This is a genomic window from Aliidiomarina sp. B3213 (assembly GCF_003290085.1).
Lineage (GTDB): Bacteria > Pseudomonadota > Gammaproteobacteria > Enterobacterales > Alteromonadaceae > Aliidiomarina.
The window spans coordinates 855312-870187 of record NZ_QMKJ01000002.1 but is presented as its reverse complement, the minus strand read 5'-3'; the positions used below and the strand labels follow the sequence as shown (position 1 = coordinate 870187).

The following is a 14876-nucleotide window of genomic DNA, read 5'->3' as shown; positions in this document are numbered from 1 at the left end:
AATCCCATTTTTCTAATTGCTAGACGGCATATATGTGACTCACCAAGATAGACGTACCGACACCGATAAGCACGAAACCACCAAATACTTCTGCGCGTTTGCCAAACACAGAGCCCAACACGCTACCAAGCATCACACCCAGCGTAACCATTAGGAATGTCGCAAACCCAATTAACGTAGCCGCGAGAGCAATATTAACTTCAACAAAAGCGAGGCCAACACCGACAGCCATAGCATCAATACTCGTGCCTACAGCCGTTAACACAACAAGTCCTAAACTTTGGCGTTTAACAGGGGACTGCTCACTGTCATCTACCGGCTGCAAACCCTCATAAATAATGTGCACACCCAAACCGGCAAGCAAAGCAAATGCTATCCAATGGTCGAATGCTTCAACATAAGAGGCTGCAGCATGACCTATAAACCAACCAATAACAGGTGTTAAACCTTCAATTACACCAAACACCAACCCGGTTTTTAACGCCAAAACTAGCGTAGGCTTATGCAATTTGGTTCCTTTTCCAATTGCCGCTGCAAACGCGTCTGTCGACATTGCAAATGCAATAAGAATTAGGGCAATAAAGCTCATGAACACTCCATGTACAAAGGGTTATGCGTTTGGGGTGGGGATTATATCATTGAAAACAACACGAGACAGAGTGTCTTCTATTGCTGGTTACCTGACTGCATCGGCAATATTAGCCTCACTTCAAGACCACCCGACTTATTGCGTATATTAATAGTTCCACCGTGTCCTTCGATAATGTCACGACAAAGCGTTAAGCCAATACCTGAGCCTTTAGTCTTCGTGGTGTAAAAAGGTATGAGCGCATGTTGGAGTTGCTGGCTACTCATTCCACCACCTCGGTCTTGCAAAACGATTTCCAAGTAATGATGATTTTCGAGAATTTGAAGGGTGATTTCCTCTTTCGCAGACCCACTCTCGTGTCCATTTTTCAACAAATTCAATAGTAGCTGGTGAAGTTGATTAGGATCCGCTTGCCATTCCCGTTGTGGTAAGTCTCCAAGCAATTCAAATTCATATAAGTTTTGGAGCTGATTAATTAATCTCGGCCAATTCATAGTGCTCATTTTTGGCGGAGGTAGTTTGGCAAACTGAATATAAGCTTGAACAAACTCATTGATCTCGGACGCCCGCTCACTAATAGTTTCAAATACGTTGGCAAGCTCGAATTGATCTAATTGCTTAGCTCTTTCACGACCAGAAAAGCCTAGAGACGATAACGGCGCTAACGAATTATTTAACTCATGGCCTATCACTCTCAATAATTTTTTCCAAGCGGTTAGCTCTTCACGTTGGATCTCTCGAGTTAAAGGTTTAAGTAAGTAAAGCCAGTGCTGGTTATGGTTCAACTTGAATTGATTAATGGACAGGTGCCAAACACTTTGGTCTGGTAAGCGCAATAAACCTTGCTGTTTTTTGCATATTGCGTTTTCTAGCGGTGTTATGGTTGAGCTGACATCAGCAAGTTTACTGCCGTCAATTGCACGTCCCCCAGTGAAAAGCTGACGAGCTGAGGGGTTGCTCATAATTATCGTATCGCGGGAATCGGTTAACACTAAGGCCAGCGGGCTACTTTGTAATATGGTATCAAGCAACAGCTCTCGCTGGTTTAAAGCCGCACGCTCTTGGCGAAGCTGCTTAGACATGCTTTGTAAGCTCTCAGCTAAATTATCTAATTCACGTATCTTCAGCTGGTTTGCACTCGTATTAAAACTACCGTCTTGTAGATTTTGTGCATGTAAATTAAGTGCTTGTATTTCCTTCAACAACGGACGTATGGCCCAGCGGAGTAAACCCCCTAAAAATACGCCGGCACTGCAGGTCGCGATAATAAATACAGCGGGAACTTCGACTCCTTTAAAGTCGAAGTAGATATATTGAATGCCAATAGCTACAAATGTTAGCAACGCACAAAGCAAGTAAAGCCGATACTTTGTACTCAGTTTAAATCGGAGTGAAGTCAAACTAAGGCGTCTCAATGCCGTAAAACTCCATGCGTCGATAAAGCGCCTGACGGCTAATACCAAGATGTTGAGCGGCACGTGAAATTACTCCACCTGCCTGCGACAATGCTTGTTCAATGGTTTGACAGTCGATGTCGTCTAATGCCCTTTTACCTGTTACCGGAATATCAGGTAAACCCAATTCAGCGGCTGCAATTTCACGACCTTTACTCAGTATAAGGGAGCGCTGACAAACATTTTGTAGTTCACGCACATTTCCCGGCCAAGAATAACTGAGTAGCAGTTTCTCAGCTTCTTTTGTTAAGGATTTTTCCCCCTTAAGAAACAGCCGTGCCAGCGGGAGTATGTCATCTGTTCTTTCAACTAAAGCAGGTAAAGCCAACTGAACGACATTCACTCGGTAATACAAATCTTGTCGAAATTGACCTTGTGCAATTGCGTCTGCTAAATCTGAATTGGTTGCACTGATTAACCGCACATCGACACGACGTGTATTGCTTGAACCCAATCGCTCATACTCACCAGTTTGAAGTACACGTAACAACTTCGCCTGCCCCGAAAGGGGTAAATTACCTATTTCGTCGAGAAATAAAGTTCCACCATCTGCTGCTTCAAATCGACCAACACGAGTTTTATTTGCGCCGCTGTATGCGCCCGCTTCAGCGCCAAATAATTCAGCTTCCATGAGATCGGCGGGTAGAGCCCCCATATTTACTTTAATGAAAGGTTTGTTACGGCGCGATGAGTTCGCATGCAGCACGTTAGCAATACCTTCTTTACCCGCGCCATTTGGCCCTGTGATAAGTACGGCAGCATTGGCAGGCGCCAATTGCAGTGTCATTTCCATAAGTTGCTGCATCTGGCGACTGGCAAATACCAATCCACACAAATCTTTACCTTTGAATGCAGCTTTTTGCTCTGCGTCCCTGCGAGCTTGCTGTTCACTTAACTGTTTGAATTTAAGTGCATTGGCAACGGTGAGTAGTAAGCGCTGATCGCTCCAAGGCTTTGCAACATAATCGGTTGCGCCTGCTTTCACCAATTCTACAACCATATCTAACTGAGCCCAGGCGGTCATCAATATAATGGGAACCGTTGGATATTGCTCATGCAATTGATAGAACAAAGCTCGGCCCTGGTCGCCGTCCATTTCACCCGAGGAAAAGTTCATGTCTTGAAGAATCAAATCAATTGGCTGACTCCCCAGTATCTGCCATGCCATTTCCGGTGTATCTGCACTGTGTACATCATAGCCCTGCAATGAAAATAGAGTTTGCAGGGCTTGGCAAATAGCTGGGTTATCATCAATTACTAATAGATTAAACATGCTCTATAAAGCTTTAGTGGCAGTGGCCGGAGACACTCGAATAGCGATAGCCGCAGGATACCATGTGGCCAGTGTCACAGAAAGCAACAAAATTGCACTGGTTACGAGAGGTAGCCACCAATTAAGAGAGGGCAAGCTAATCACTTGTGACAACGATTGATTGAGTATCAGCGCGCAACCCACACCAAGAATTGCCCCAGCTAAAGTACATATCCAGCCTTCACTTAGTAACTCTAGGAATATTAAACCTTTGCTGGCACCCAGTGCACGTTTCACACCGATTTCTTGATTCCGCTTTAATACATGGAAGTGAGTGCTGCTGTAACTTGAAATCATGGTGACCAATAACATCAACGCCGTCAGAATCGCTAACAGTGAAGCTAAGCCATATTCATTGCTGTATAACTCGCGTTGCTGCTCCGCTAAAGTGCGAATGTAATAGACTTCAATATTCGGTTCTACTTGCTGCAAAGTACCAGTTAACTGTTCACGAACACTATTAGCCTGCCCCTGCGTTGTTCTCAGTATTAAGGTGTAACCCCAGTCGACCGATTCTGGTGGAATAACTTGAATGCTATTTAATGTTTCATTTCCCGGCGAGCGTTTGCGTTGGCCATAAAAGTCGCTTACCACCGCACGAACAGGGCCACGGTTAAGCTGAAGGCCAACAAAAGACGTTTGCTCAGGAAAAAGTGCTTTTGCCAAACTCTCAGTCAACACTATGCCTACGTGGCCATTTTCGTCTGGAGCGTCTGAGTAACTAGGTAATTCTCCCTGCAATACCTCCACATTGAGTACATCAAAAAACTCAGGTGAAGTGGTGTAGATAGGAACGCTTTCAATATTAGACGTGTCTTCACGTTCTACGTCGTAAAGATTTCCGTTACTTCCCCCTTGGGTAAGCAGTGCTTGGTTACTATATGAAGCGGCAACAACATTAGGAATATTCTGCAGGGCATCAATTTGCCGTTGCATTAAATCTTCAAGCGCTGGGTGCTGTCGAAGCTGTGGTGTCGTGGGTTTCAATTGAACCAGAAGTGTATTTTCCAACTCGAGACCTGTAGGTTGGTTAAGCTGCTGGTGTGTTTGATTAGCAAGTAAAATGCTGTTTAAAAGCAAAGCCAATGTTATCGCTAATTGCACCAGCAATAGAGTAGTAACAATTTTCCGATGAAGAATAACCTTAAGTAAAAGTGATAACGACATGGATTTATTCCTTTAATTGCTGGTTCAATGAGCCAAAAGAAGCGCGCAAAGATGGATACAAAGTAACGATATAACTGCAAATAAGCGCTGCCATTACAAGCGCAATAATCAATGCAATGTCCCAGCTAGAAAATAGACTATTCTGTGGAAGCAATGCGTTCATAAGAACTACCCCGGCATAGGCGATCAACAAAGCTCCAGCTAGCGAGAAAATAGTCATGAGTAACACATCTGCAAGCATTTGAAGTTGCAGTTGACTGCGGCTAGCCCCCAGTGCCCGACGTAAGCTAAATTCGTATTGATTACTTAAGTAGCGGTTTAGTGCAAGGTGAATAGCGTTCAGCAAACACACCACTAAAAAGAGCAAGGTAACTAACGCAAACGCTTCAATATCACCAGAAGCATCACCGAAATAATCCACGATTTCGGTGATAGGAACTAACTGATTATTGATAGGTGCAGGATGTCTTCCAGCAGATTTCTCATCTTCTGCCAGTCTTAACATAAACTGCTGATAACGCTGTTGATCTGCTGGCGTATCCAACTGCACCCAAAATTGCAGTTGGTGCAGCGCGCCAGCACGCCCTTCCGTAGCCAATTGCCTATAGTCGGTATCGTCATAAGATACTGAATTGGTATTCGACAGGTAGTTCAGATCGTAACCGGTTTCCAGTGGCAAATAGATGTCTGCGCCTTCACTAAGGTGGTTACGGCCATTCGCGTCATATAAGCGCGGTAGCATTTGCCAGTCGTTAAGTACGCCGATAACACTGAAGGTTATGTCATCCAGTAAAATTGATTCGCCCACTACATCGGTACGCCCAAACAAACTCAACGCCGTAGCTTTGGTTACTAAAACTTGGTTTTCAGCACTGCCATCTGACCATACCGTACCGTGCAATATTGGCACTTCGAACATCTCAAAAAAGTCACGTTGTGTTACTCGCAAAGATACCGGTGTAGGCAAGTTCTCTAAAGTTAAGCGAGCATATCCAGCAGAGCTATACATAGCGGCTTGAGCTGAGGGAATGCCGCTATTCGATAGCTTTTGCACATTGCTATAGCTAAGAACTCTAGGCGGTAAGCAGTTATTACATTCGTATGGCGTGATTAACGTCATAGGAAAAAACAATTTGTCACTTTTGTCTGGTAACGGGTCTGAATTCAGTCGGTAGTAAAACGTTGCGTTCGCGAAAAACACACCCAGGCCCACACTTAGAATAAGTATAGTTAAAGCGTAGGGTAGTGGTGCACGCTTAATGCTTTTTAAGCTTACTTTTAAATAGTAAATGAACTGTTCCATGACTTGCCCCTTAAGCGCTTTGCGACGCTAACGGTTCATACAAGGTGCTGTCATGAAGTTGTCCGTCAACAATTTGAATATTGCGACTAGCGCGGCGTGCTTGGTCGGGGTCGTGAGTCACCATTAAAATGGTACAACCTTGCTTATTTATTTGCTCTAGCAACTCCATAACTTGGCGAGCCATTAAAGAGTCGAGGTTACCTGTCGGTTCATCGGCGAGCAGAATACGAGGTTGTCCGGCAATTGCACGTGCTATAGCCACACGTTGCTGTTGCCCACCTGAAAGCTGACTCGGTAAATAATTGCGTCGAGCTTGCAAGCCTACTAGTTCTAATGCACTTTCTATACGGTCTTTGCGCTCTTTAGCTTTCAATCCTCGGTAGCGCAAAGGCAGTTCTATATTGTCGTATATACTGAAGTCTTTGATTAAATTAAAACTCTGGAAAATAAAACCAATTTTCTGGTTACGTAATTTAGACAATTCGCTGTCTGGCAAACCATTAACCGACTTCCCGTCGAGAAGGTAATCACCTTCGTCAAAGCCTTCTAAAGTACCAAGAATATTAAGTAGCGTTGACTTACCCGAACCTGACGGTCCGGTTAATGCGACAAACTCCCCTTCATTCACTTGTAAATTAACGTTTCTCAAAGCATGGGTTTCAATCAATTCTGTACGAAAAATTTTGCTTAAATTAGTTAGCGTTATCATGATTCAATTCCTGTTTAATTCAGATTAACTCTGTTTTGATTATTGAATTCGGTAAGGTTTGATATAACCCACTGTTCTCCTTCTTCTGCGCCGTCTAATATTTCGACCCATTGCACAGAGAGAGCGCCAAGCTGTACTTGCTTGCGAACAGCTTGGTTGTCTATAACTTGATATGCCTGCCGACCACCGCCCGTGCTCACAAAGTCACCACGCGCTATTTTCAGCACATCGGTTTTATGCTCCAGAATCACCCTTGCGGTAAGGCGTTGGTTTTGACGCAACTGGCTATTGTCTACTTCAGTGAATCGCACTCGAGCACTCACTTGGTTATTGCGCACTTCAGGGGCTATGTAACTAATCGAGCCTCTTAGTTGCTGATTACCCAACTGAATTTCCACTTGTTGTGAAGGCATGAGGTCTTGCGCATGACTTTCCTGAATCAACAATTCAGCCTCATACTCGCTTAAATCAATAACCGTAAGCAGGGGTTGCCCCGGTATAACATGGCTTTGCTGCTCAACTAGCCAGGTTCCCAATTGACCATTAACCGGAGCGGTAACATTAAGCTCTTCTACCTTGCGGCGTAGTTCGTCCACTATGAGTTGCTGGCGGTGAATTGTTTGCGCTCGCGAATTCTGCTCAAAGTTAAGCATGTCTTCAGCCAACTCAACTTTGCGTTTAGCGTGATCAAATGCAAGCTCAGACGTCATCAAGTTATCTTCGGCGATATCAACATCCAGTTGGCGAATAACACCCAGCTCAATAGATTGTCGCGCGCGTTGCAGCTCTCGTTGCGCAGCCATTAAATTAACCTGCGCAGTATTCATAACCTGCTCCATATCTAACTGCTGATTGCGAGCTTCTAATTCAGCACGTTCAGCGTCACTTCGCATTCCAGCAAGCACTGCTTCTTGTTGCTGTAAGTCGTTCTGTAACGCTGGGCTCGTAATCGTCGCCAGCAAATCACCCTCTGAAACAGCCTCACCGGGCTGTTTTAACAAATGAACCTGACCGTTCTCTTGGCTATACAAAGTAGGGGCGTTCGCAGCAACAATACGGCCTTGCACGGAAATGTCTCGAATCAAATCGCCGCGTTGAACTGTAGCGAATTGCAATTGGTCCCGGTCGAGAACTAAATTAGCCCCTTTACCGAATGACTGAAAAATTAAAATCACAAACATTATTGCTGCAACTATACCCACAGCGCTTGGCATGTAACGGCGCAGCGCGCTTTTAGGCTTACGCTGAATAATATGATCTTGTTGGTCGGTACCTTGAATCATCTAAGTTTGTCCTAATGATGCAATTTATTTATTCGTTTACCTCCAACTGCAGAATTGATGCCAACATTTAAGGTGTTGATTTAAATTGATTAATTTATAGGTCGGTGTGTCCGCGGACAGTCAATGTGTCCGTTTGCAATGTGCGGACACAAGTAGATACAGTAGTTCGATTATATGGGAGAGATTCATGTAGCGAACGCTACTGTTTTTGAGCGGGGTAAGTTTGTGGTAAAGGCTAAATGGGGTCAGGGGTAAAATACCCCTGACCCCATTTTGTTATTCCACAGTTACCGACTTGGCCAAGTTTCTTGGTTGGTCTACGTCGGTGCCTTTGATGATGGCGACGTAGTAGCTAAGAAGCTGTAACGGTAGGGTATAGAGTATCGGTGCGATGATTGGATCGACATGAGCGATATTAATCACGCGCATGGTGCTGTCGCTTTCGAAGTGTGCGTCGCGGTCTGCGAACACATACATAATACCGCCACGTGCACGTACTTCTTCTACGTTAGACTTCAGCTTTTCCAGTAATTCGTTGTTTGGAGCAACAACAATAACGGGCATTTCCGCATCGATAAGCGCTAACGGACCATGTTTCAATTCACCCGCAGCGTAAGCTTCGGCGTGAATGTAACTGATTTCTTTCAGCTTTAACGCACCTTCCATTGCAATAGGGTACTGGTCGCCACGGCCTAAAAACAAGCTGTGTTCTTTATCTGCGAACTCTTTCGCCAGCACTTCGATTTCTTCGGTGATACCCAGTGCTTCTTCAAGCTTGCTTGGCAACGAAGAAAGGGCATGTGCTATGCGCGCTTCTGTTTCTGAAGATACACCGTTTGCACGGCCTAGCGCGCCAACTAACATGAGCAATCCAACCAATTGCGTAGTGAACGCCTTCGTTGAAGCTACACCAATTTCCGCACCTGCTTTGGTTAGGAACGCCAAGTCAGATTCGCGTACCATTGAAGAGCTTCCTACGTTACAAACCGTAAGGGTTGAACGATAGCCTAATGTTTTCGCCAAACGCAGAGCCGCAAGGGTGTCTGCGGTTTCGCCTGACTGAGAAATAGTGACGAGCAAGCTGCCTGGGAACACGTGCGACTTGCGATAGCGAAACTCTGAAGCAATTTCCACATTACAAGAAACACCAGCGAACTCTTCTAACCAATATCGCGCCACCATTCCTGCGTGGTAGCTCGTACCACAAGCAACAATTTGTACATGGCGAATGTCTTTAAATATGTCTTCTGCGTCCTCGCCGAAAGCGTCTAAGGTTACGTGATCACCATTCACACGACCTTCCAAAGTGTTGCGCACTGCAATCGGTTGTTCGTGAATTTCTTTCAGCATGTAGTGGCGATATTCGCCTTTTCCGCCCGCGTCGTACTGAAGATCAGACGTAATTACGTCGCGTTCTACTGGAGCGCCGCTTTCGTCGAATATGCTTACTTCTGTGCGTGAAACAGAAGCTACGTCGCCTTCTTCTAGGTAAATAAACTTACGTGTTACCGGAAGTAGAGCAAGCTGGTCTGAAGCAACGAAGTTTTCGTCGATACCTAAACCAATAACTAACGGGCTACCCGAGCGAGCAACTACTAAGCGACCTGGTTCACGCTGGTCCATAATTACCGTGCCGTATGCACCTTCTAGCTTTTTCACAGCAGATTTCACTGCCGCCAATAAGTCTTCTGCAGTTTTAAGTTCTTCATGAACTAAGTGGCAAATAACTTCGGTATCGGTATCAGAATTAAAGGTATAGCCCTTCGCTTGAAGCTCTTTGCGCAAACTCTCGTGGTTTTCAATAATACCGTTGTGAACAACTGCAATGGTGTCATTTGAAAGGTGAGGGTGGGCGTTGGCTTCAGTTACGCCGCCATGGGTAGCCCAGCGCGTATGCGCTATACCCGCGAACCCATTTAAACCACTTTCTTCTTGCGCGTCGCTTAACGCTTTTACTTTGCCGACACGGCGAAGCTGATGTAAACCGTCATCATTTAATACTGCGATACCTGCAGAATCGTACCCTCGGTACTCTAAGCGGCGTAATCCCTCTAATAAAATTCCTGCAACTCTACGCTCTGCCGTTGCACCTACAATTCCGCACATATTATTCTCCGCTCTTCTTCTCAGGCCTTTTCCAGCCCGTTATATTTCTTTGTTTTGCTCTGCCTACGGCTAAAGTGTTGTCGGGCACGTCAGCGGTAACCACTGAGCCAGCGCCTGTTGTAGAGCCATGGCCAATATTCACCGGCGCAACCAATGAACTATTAGAACCAATAAAAGCCTTTTCACCGATAACCGTTGCGTGTTTATTTACACCGTCATAGTTACAAGTAATGGTACCTGCACCAATATTTGCTCCTGCACCGACAATAGCGTCGCCAAGGTAAGTTAAGTGACCGGCTTTCGCGCCTTCACCTAGAGTAGACTTCTTCATTTCTACAAAGTTGCCCACCGCAGCATTTTTCTCTAGTTTCGCACCAGGTCTTAAGCGAGCAAAAGGTCCTGCTTGCGCACCTTCTTGTAATTCTGCACCTTCAACAATGCTATTGGCTTTTATGCGCGCGCCGTCTCCAATTTTACAATCACGTAAAATACAGTTAGGCTCAATCACTACGCCTTCGCCAAGTTCAACCTTACCTTCAAAAACCACATTAACGTCAACCACAACATCATTGGCAATAGAAACTTCACCGCGAACATCCACGCGCGCAGGGTCGATAAGTGTTGCGCCGTCTAGCATCAACTGTTCTGCCAAGCGAGCTTGGTACGCGCGCTCTAACGCCGCAAGTTGTACGCGGTTATTCGCACCTTCTACTTCAGCAGTTGCCTGCGGTTGTGCGCTGGCTATTTCAACACCTTCATTAGCCGCCATAGCCACGATATCTGTAAGGTAGTATTCGCCTTGAACATTGTTATTGTCTAACGCACTCAACCATTTCTTTAATGACTTGCCATTCGCCGCCAAAATACCTGTGTTCACTTCCTGAATACGGTGCTGTTCTGGTGTCGCGTCTTTGTGTTCAACAATACCAGTGACTTTACCCTCGCTATTACGCAAAATTCTTCCGTAACCCGTTGGGTCCTGAAGGTTCACGGTAAGCAGCGCAAGCTCATTTTTTCCTTTTGCTGCCAATAGTGCTTCCAGTGTTTCAACGCGGGTAAGTGGCACATCGCCATAAAGAACGAGTACGTTTTCGTCGTCTGCAATATGCGGTATGGCTTGCTGTACTGCATGGCCCGTACCTAACTGATCTTTTTGCTCTACCCAATTCACCGCATAGTGGCTTAAACGCTGCTGAAGAAGCTCGCCGCCATGACCATAAATAAGCTGAATATTTTCAGCACCTAGCTTTTTCGCGCTATCAATAACATGGGCTACCATTGGCTTTTGCGCTACAGGATGCAAAACCTTAGGTAAATTTGAACGCATTCTGGTGCCTTTACCGGCAGCAAGAATAACTACATTTAGTGCATTCGCCGACATTTTATTTCCTTGTGAGCGAGCCTAATGGCAATTTGTTTTTAAACTCGACTGAACCGCTTATTCTATCAGGGTTTGGCGCCTTCTCAAATGAGCCTTAACTGACTTTTTAACTTTTTGTTTACTTTTTGGTGGCGGATTTATAGGATATCTCGCTTTTTTCAAGCAGGTTCAACAATACGGAATCACTCAATTAAGGAAAACAATGAAAAAATTAGTTTTGTTAGGTACCGCGCTTTTGGCATTGTCGTCATTACCCTCATTCGCGAAAACCTCAAGCAACGAGGTCGCCGAAGCGAAGAAATTCACCGTGAGTGTAGGTTCTTATGCACGTACATTTTCAAACAGCAACACAGACGAGTCATTCGTAGGTTTCGCTGTAAGCGGAATGGGCGTATTTGCAGAGTCAGAAAGGTTTGATTTTGCCGGCCACGCTGTCGCAACTTTTCTTGAAAACGAGAACTTAAGCGCGCTGGAATCAAACGATTTCGAAATGAACGCGTTAATTGGCCAAAACTTAACAGGCTTAGGCTTTAAGTGGTACGCAGGTGCAGGGTTCTTTAACGATAGTTGGGAGTTCTCTGGTGGTTCACTCGACTTTTCAGGCCCACAACTAGCTGGCGGAGTCGGCTACAACACAGAAAAAGTTTCTTTCGATTTATTTATAAACATTCGTTCAGAGTCATCTTACGACGACATACCAAATATAGACTCTGTTGCTAGTGCCATGTTCTCTATTGGATTACGTTTCTAACCTAAAATTTTGAAACGAATACAAAAAACCCGGCCTTATGAGCCGGGTTTTTTCTTTTCATCGCCTTTGCGAACCTGTTTAGTTGCCTTTGCGTTTCTTCAGTTGCTGAAGTACTCGCAACTGTGCAATCGCGCGGGCTAGTTCGGCAGCCGCTTCTGCGTAAGACATATCCGGTGAGGAATCTGCTAACGCTTCGCGTGCTTGCTGCATTGCTTTCTCTGCAGCTTGCTCGTCGAGGTCATCACCACGTACTGCGGTGTCCGACAACACTGTAACTGAATCTGGTTGAACTTCCATAACGCCACCGGCGACATAAAAGAACTCTTCTTCACCTGCTTCAGTCACAATGCGAACCATGCCAGGTTTCAAGGCGGTCAGCAAAGGAATGTGACCAGGCAAAATACCTAGCTCACCTTCGCTACCTGTCACCTGGATAGACTGTACGTCACCGGTAAATAACCGATCTTCCGCACTTACTACATCCAGACGTACTGTTGATACCGCCATTACAAACCTCCCGTTCGATTACATTTTGTTGGCTTTTTCGATCGCTTCGTCGATGGTGCCAACCATGTAAAACGCCTGTTCAGGCATGTGGTCGTATTCGCCGTCTAGGATGCCTTTAAAGCCAGCAATAGTGTCTTTCAAAGATACATATTTACCTGGCGCACCGGTGAATACTTCCGCTACGAAGAACGGCTGAGACAAGAAACGCTGAATCTTACGAGCACGGTCTACAGTGCGCTTATCTTCTTCAGAAAGCTCGTCCATACCCAAGATTGCGATAATGTCTTTCAACTCTTTATAACGCTGAAGTACAGACTGTACGCCACGCGCTACGTCGTAGTGCTCTGAACCGATAACTTGCGGGTCAAGCTGACGTGAAGTTGAATCAAGTGGATCAACCGCTGGGTAAATACCCAAAGACGCGATATCACGAGACAATACAACGGTTGCGTCTAAGTGAGCAAAGGTTGTTGCTGGTGATGGATCGGTCAAGTCATCCGCAGGTACATATACCGCTTGGATAGACGTGATTGAACCTGTCTTAGTAGACGCGATACGCTCCTGAAGTACACCCATCTCTTCAGCAAGTGTAGGCTGATAACCTACCGCTGATGGCATACGGCCTAGAAGTGCTGATACCTCAGTACCGGCTAGCGTATAACGGTAGATGTTATCTACGAAGAATAGAACGTCGCGACCTTCGTCACGGAATTTCTCCGCAATAGTTAGACCAGTAAGTGCAACGCGCAAACGGTTACCCGGTGGCTCGTTCATCTGACCGTAAACCAACGCTACTTTATCAAGTACGTTAGAGTCGTTCATTTCGTGATAGAAGTCGTTACCCTCACGCGTACGCTCACCAACACCTGCGAATACAGAGTAACCGCTGTGCTCGATTGCGATGTTACGGATAAGTTCCATCATGTTTACGGTTTTACCTACACCGGCACCACCGAACAAACCAACTTTACCACCCTTAGTGAATGGGCAAATCAAGTCGATAACTTTGATACCCGTTTCAAGTAGCTCAACTGCGTTTGACTGTTCTTCATACGAAGGCGCTTCACGGTGAATAGACATACGCTCTTCTTCACCGATTTCACCTGCTTCGTCAATTGGCTCACCCAATACGTTCATGATACGGCCGAGAGTTTTTGTCCCGACTGGCACCATGATTGGCTCGCCTGTATTTTCTACGCTTAACTCACGACGCAAACCGTCTGTAGTACCAAGCGCGATAGCACGAACAACACCACCACCTAACTGTTGCTGAACTTCAAGGGTTAGTCCCTTGAGGTCACCTTCAGTGATGCGTAGTGCGTCGTAGATCTTTGGAACGCTGTCTTGTGGAAACTCGATGTCCACAACAGCGCCAATGATTTGGACGACCTTACCTTGACTCATGACTTATCCTCTAAATTGCAAAATCTTTCTGACCTTTGCCCGGTATTAAACCGCACCAGCACCCGAAACAATTTCTGAAATTTCTTGGGTAATGGCAGCCTGACGAGCTTTGTTGTATACCAACTGCAAGTCGTCAATAAGCTCCCCTGCGTTATCGGTTGCGGCTTTCATTGCAACCATTCGCGCTGCTTGCTCACTTGCCAAGTTCTCTACTACACCTTGGTAAACTTGGCTTTCGATAAACCGACGCAACAACACATCTAGAATAGATTTTGCATCCGGCTCATACAGATAGTCCCACGCATGATTGCGATCGACATCTTCTGATTTCGGCAAAGGCAATAACTGGTTAATCACCGGCTCTTGCGTCATTGTATTCACAAAACGGTTATACACGAGAAATAGGCGGTCAATTTTGCCATTCTCGTATTCTTTCAACATGGCACCAACCGTTCCAATTACGTCTTCAACCTTAGGTTTGTCACCTAAGCCTGAAGCTTGAGAAACGATGCTACCTGTTAACCGTTTAAAGAACCCTGACGCTTTACTGCCCACGGCAGCGAAGCTGACATCAACGCCTTTTTCATCCCACTGTTGAACATCACGAACTACTTTTCTGAATTCGTTACTGTTCAAACCGCCACATAAACCGCGGTCGGTAGAAACGATGATGTAACCTACGCGTTTAACCTCGCGCTCTTCCAACCATTCATGGCGGTACTCGAGGTTACCTTGAGCAATATGGCCGATCACTTTCCGAATGGAATCAGCATACGGACGGCTCGTGTCCATCTGTTCCTGCGCCTTTTTCATTTTCGACGCAGCTACCATTTCCATTGCGCTGGTGATCTTTTGAGTATTGTTAATACTCGCGATCTGAGTTTTTATCTCTTTACCAACGGCCATAATT

Annotated in this window: 13 protein-coding genes; 1 reads left to right on the top strand and 12 read right to left on the bottom strand. The window is 45.6% G+C overall.

What is annotated here, in order from left to right; translation table 11 throughout:
- Nucleotides 1–19: 19 nt before the first annotated feature.
- The 9 genes from DQX04_RS09255 to glmU form a co-directional block, all read right to left on the bottom strand.
- Nucleotides 20–589, bottom strand: coding sequence for a manganese efflux pump MntP family protein (locus tag DQX04_RS09255; RefSeq protein WP_111915595.1), 570 nt, complete (start codon nucleotides 587–589; stop codon nucleotides 20–22).
- 77 nt (nucleotides 590–666) lie between these two features.
- Entirely contained in the window at nucleotides 667–1989 is a 1323-nt protein-coding gene (locus tag DQX04_RS09250) for a PAS domain-containing sensor histidine kinase (protein WP_243618934.1), read from the bottom strand.
- Nucleotide 1990: 1 nt separating this feature from the next.
- Nucleotides 1991–3316: a sigma-54 dependent transcriptional regulator gene (locus DQX04_RS09245; RefSeq protein WP_111915594.1), complete on the bottom strand. Its 1326-nt coding sequence runs from the start codon at nucleotides 3314–3316 to the stop codon at nucleotides 1991–1993.
- Between the two features lie 3 nt (nucleotides 3317–3319).
- Complete coding sequence (locus DQX04_RS09240; RefSeq protein ID WP_111915593.1) at nucleotides 3320–4522, bottom strand: FtsX-like permease family protein; 1203 nt, start codon at nucleotides 4520–4522, stop codon at nucleotides 3320–3322.
- A gap of 4 nt (nucleotides 4523–4526) precedes the next feature.
- Nucleotides 4527–5825: an ABC transporter permease gene (locus DQX04_RS09235; RefSeq protein WP_111915592.1), complete on the bottom strand. Its 1299-nt coding sequence runs from the start codon at nucleotides 5823–5825 to the stop codon at nucleotides 4527–4529.
- Between the two features lie 10 nt (nucleotides 5826–5835).
- A complete protein-coding gene (locus DQX04_RS09230) occupies nucleotides 5836–6534 on the bottom strand; it encodes an ABC transporter ATP-binding protein (protein WP_111915591.1) in 699 nt (232 codons plus the stop codon).
- A gap of 14 nt (nucleotides 6535–6548) precedes the next feature.
- On the bottom strand, nucleotides 6549–7817 hold the full coding sequence (locus tag DQX04_RS09225) for an efflux RND transporter periplasmic adaptor subunit (protein ID WP_111915590.1): 1269 nt from the start codon (nucleotides 7815–7817) through the stop codon (nucleotides 6549–6551).
- Nucleotides 7818–8093: 276 nt separating this feature from the next.
- A complete protein-coding gene (gene glmS, locus DQX04_RS09220) occupies nucleotides 8094–9923 on the bottom strand; it encodes a glutamine--fructose-6-phosphate transaminase (isomerizing) (RefSeq protein ID WP_111915589.1) in 1830 nt (609 codons plus the stop codon).
- A gap of 1 nt (nucleotide 9924) precedes the next feature.
- Nucleotides 9925–11304 (bottom strand): bifunctional UDP-N-acetylglucosamine diphosphorylase/glucosamine-1-phosphate N-acetyltransferase GlmU, encoded by a 1380-nt coding sequence (gene glmU, locus DQX04_RS09215; protein ID WP_111915588.1) that lies wholly within the window; start codon nucleotides 11302–11304, stop codon nucleotides 9925–9927.
- A gap of 202 nt (nucleotides 11305–11506) precedes the next feature.
- On the opposite strand from glmU, the gene DQX04_RS09210 reads away from it, so the two are divergent.
- Nucleotides 11507–12055, top strand: a complete 549-nt coding sequence (locus DQX04_RS09210) for a hypothetical protein (protein ID WP_111915587.1) — start codon at nucleotides 11507–11509, stop codon at nucleotides 12053–12055.
- A gap of 78 nt (nucleotides 12056–12133) precedes the next feature.
- Here DQX04_RS09210 and DQX04_RS09205 read toward each other — a convergent pair whose 3' ends face one another.
- The 3 genes from DQX04_RS09205 to atpG are packed head-to-tail and all read right to left on the bottom strand — an operon-like array spanning nucleotide 12134 to nucleotide 14872.
- Complete coding sequence (locus DQX04_RS09205; RefSeq protein WP_111915586.1) at nucleotides 12134–12562, bottom strand: F0F1 ATP synthase subunit epsilon; 429 nt, start codon at nucleotides 12560–12562, stop codon at nucleotides 12134–12136.
- A gap of 18 nt (nucleotides 12563–12580) precedes the next feature.
- On the bottom strand, nucleotides 12581–13966 hold the full coding sequence (gene atpD, locus DQX04_RS09200; protein ID WP_111915585.1) for a F0F1 ATP synthase subunit beta: 1386 nt from the start codon (nucleotides 13964–13966) through the stop codon (nucleotides 12581–12583).
- Between the two features lie 45 nt (nucleotides 13967–14011).
- On the bottom strand, nucleotides 14012–14872 hold the full coding sequence (atpG, locus tag DQX04_RS09195) for a F0F1 ATP synthase subunit gamma (RefSeq protein WP_111915584.1): 861 nt from the start codon (nucleotides 14870–14872) through the stop codon (nucleotides 14012–14014).
- Nucleotides 14873–14876: the final 4 nt, after the last annotated feature.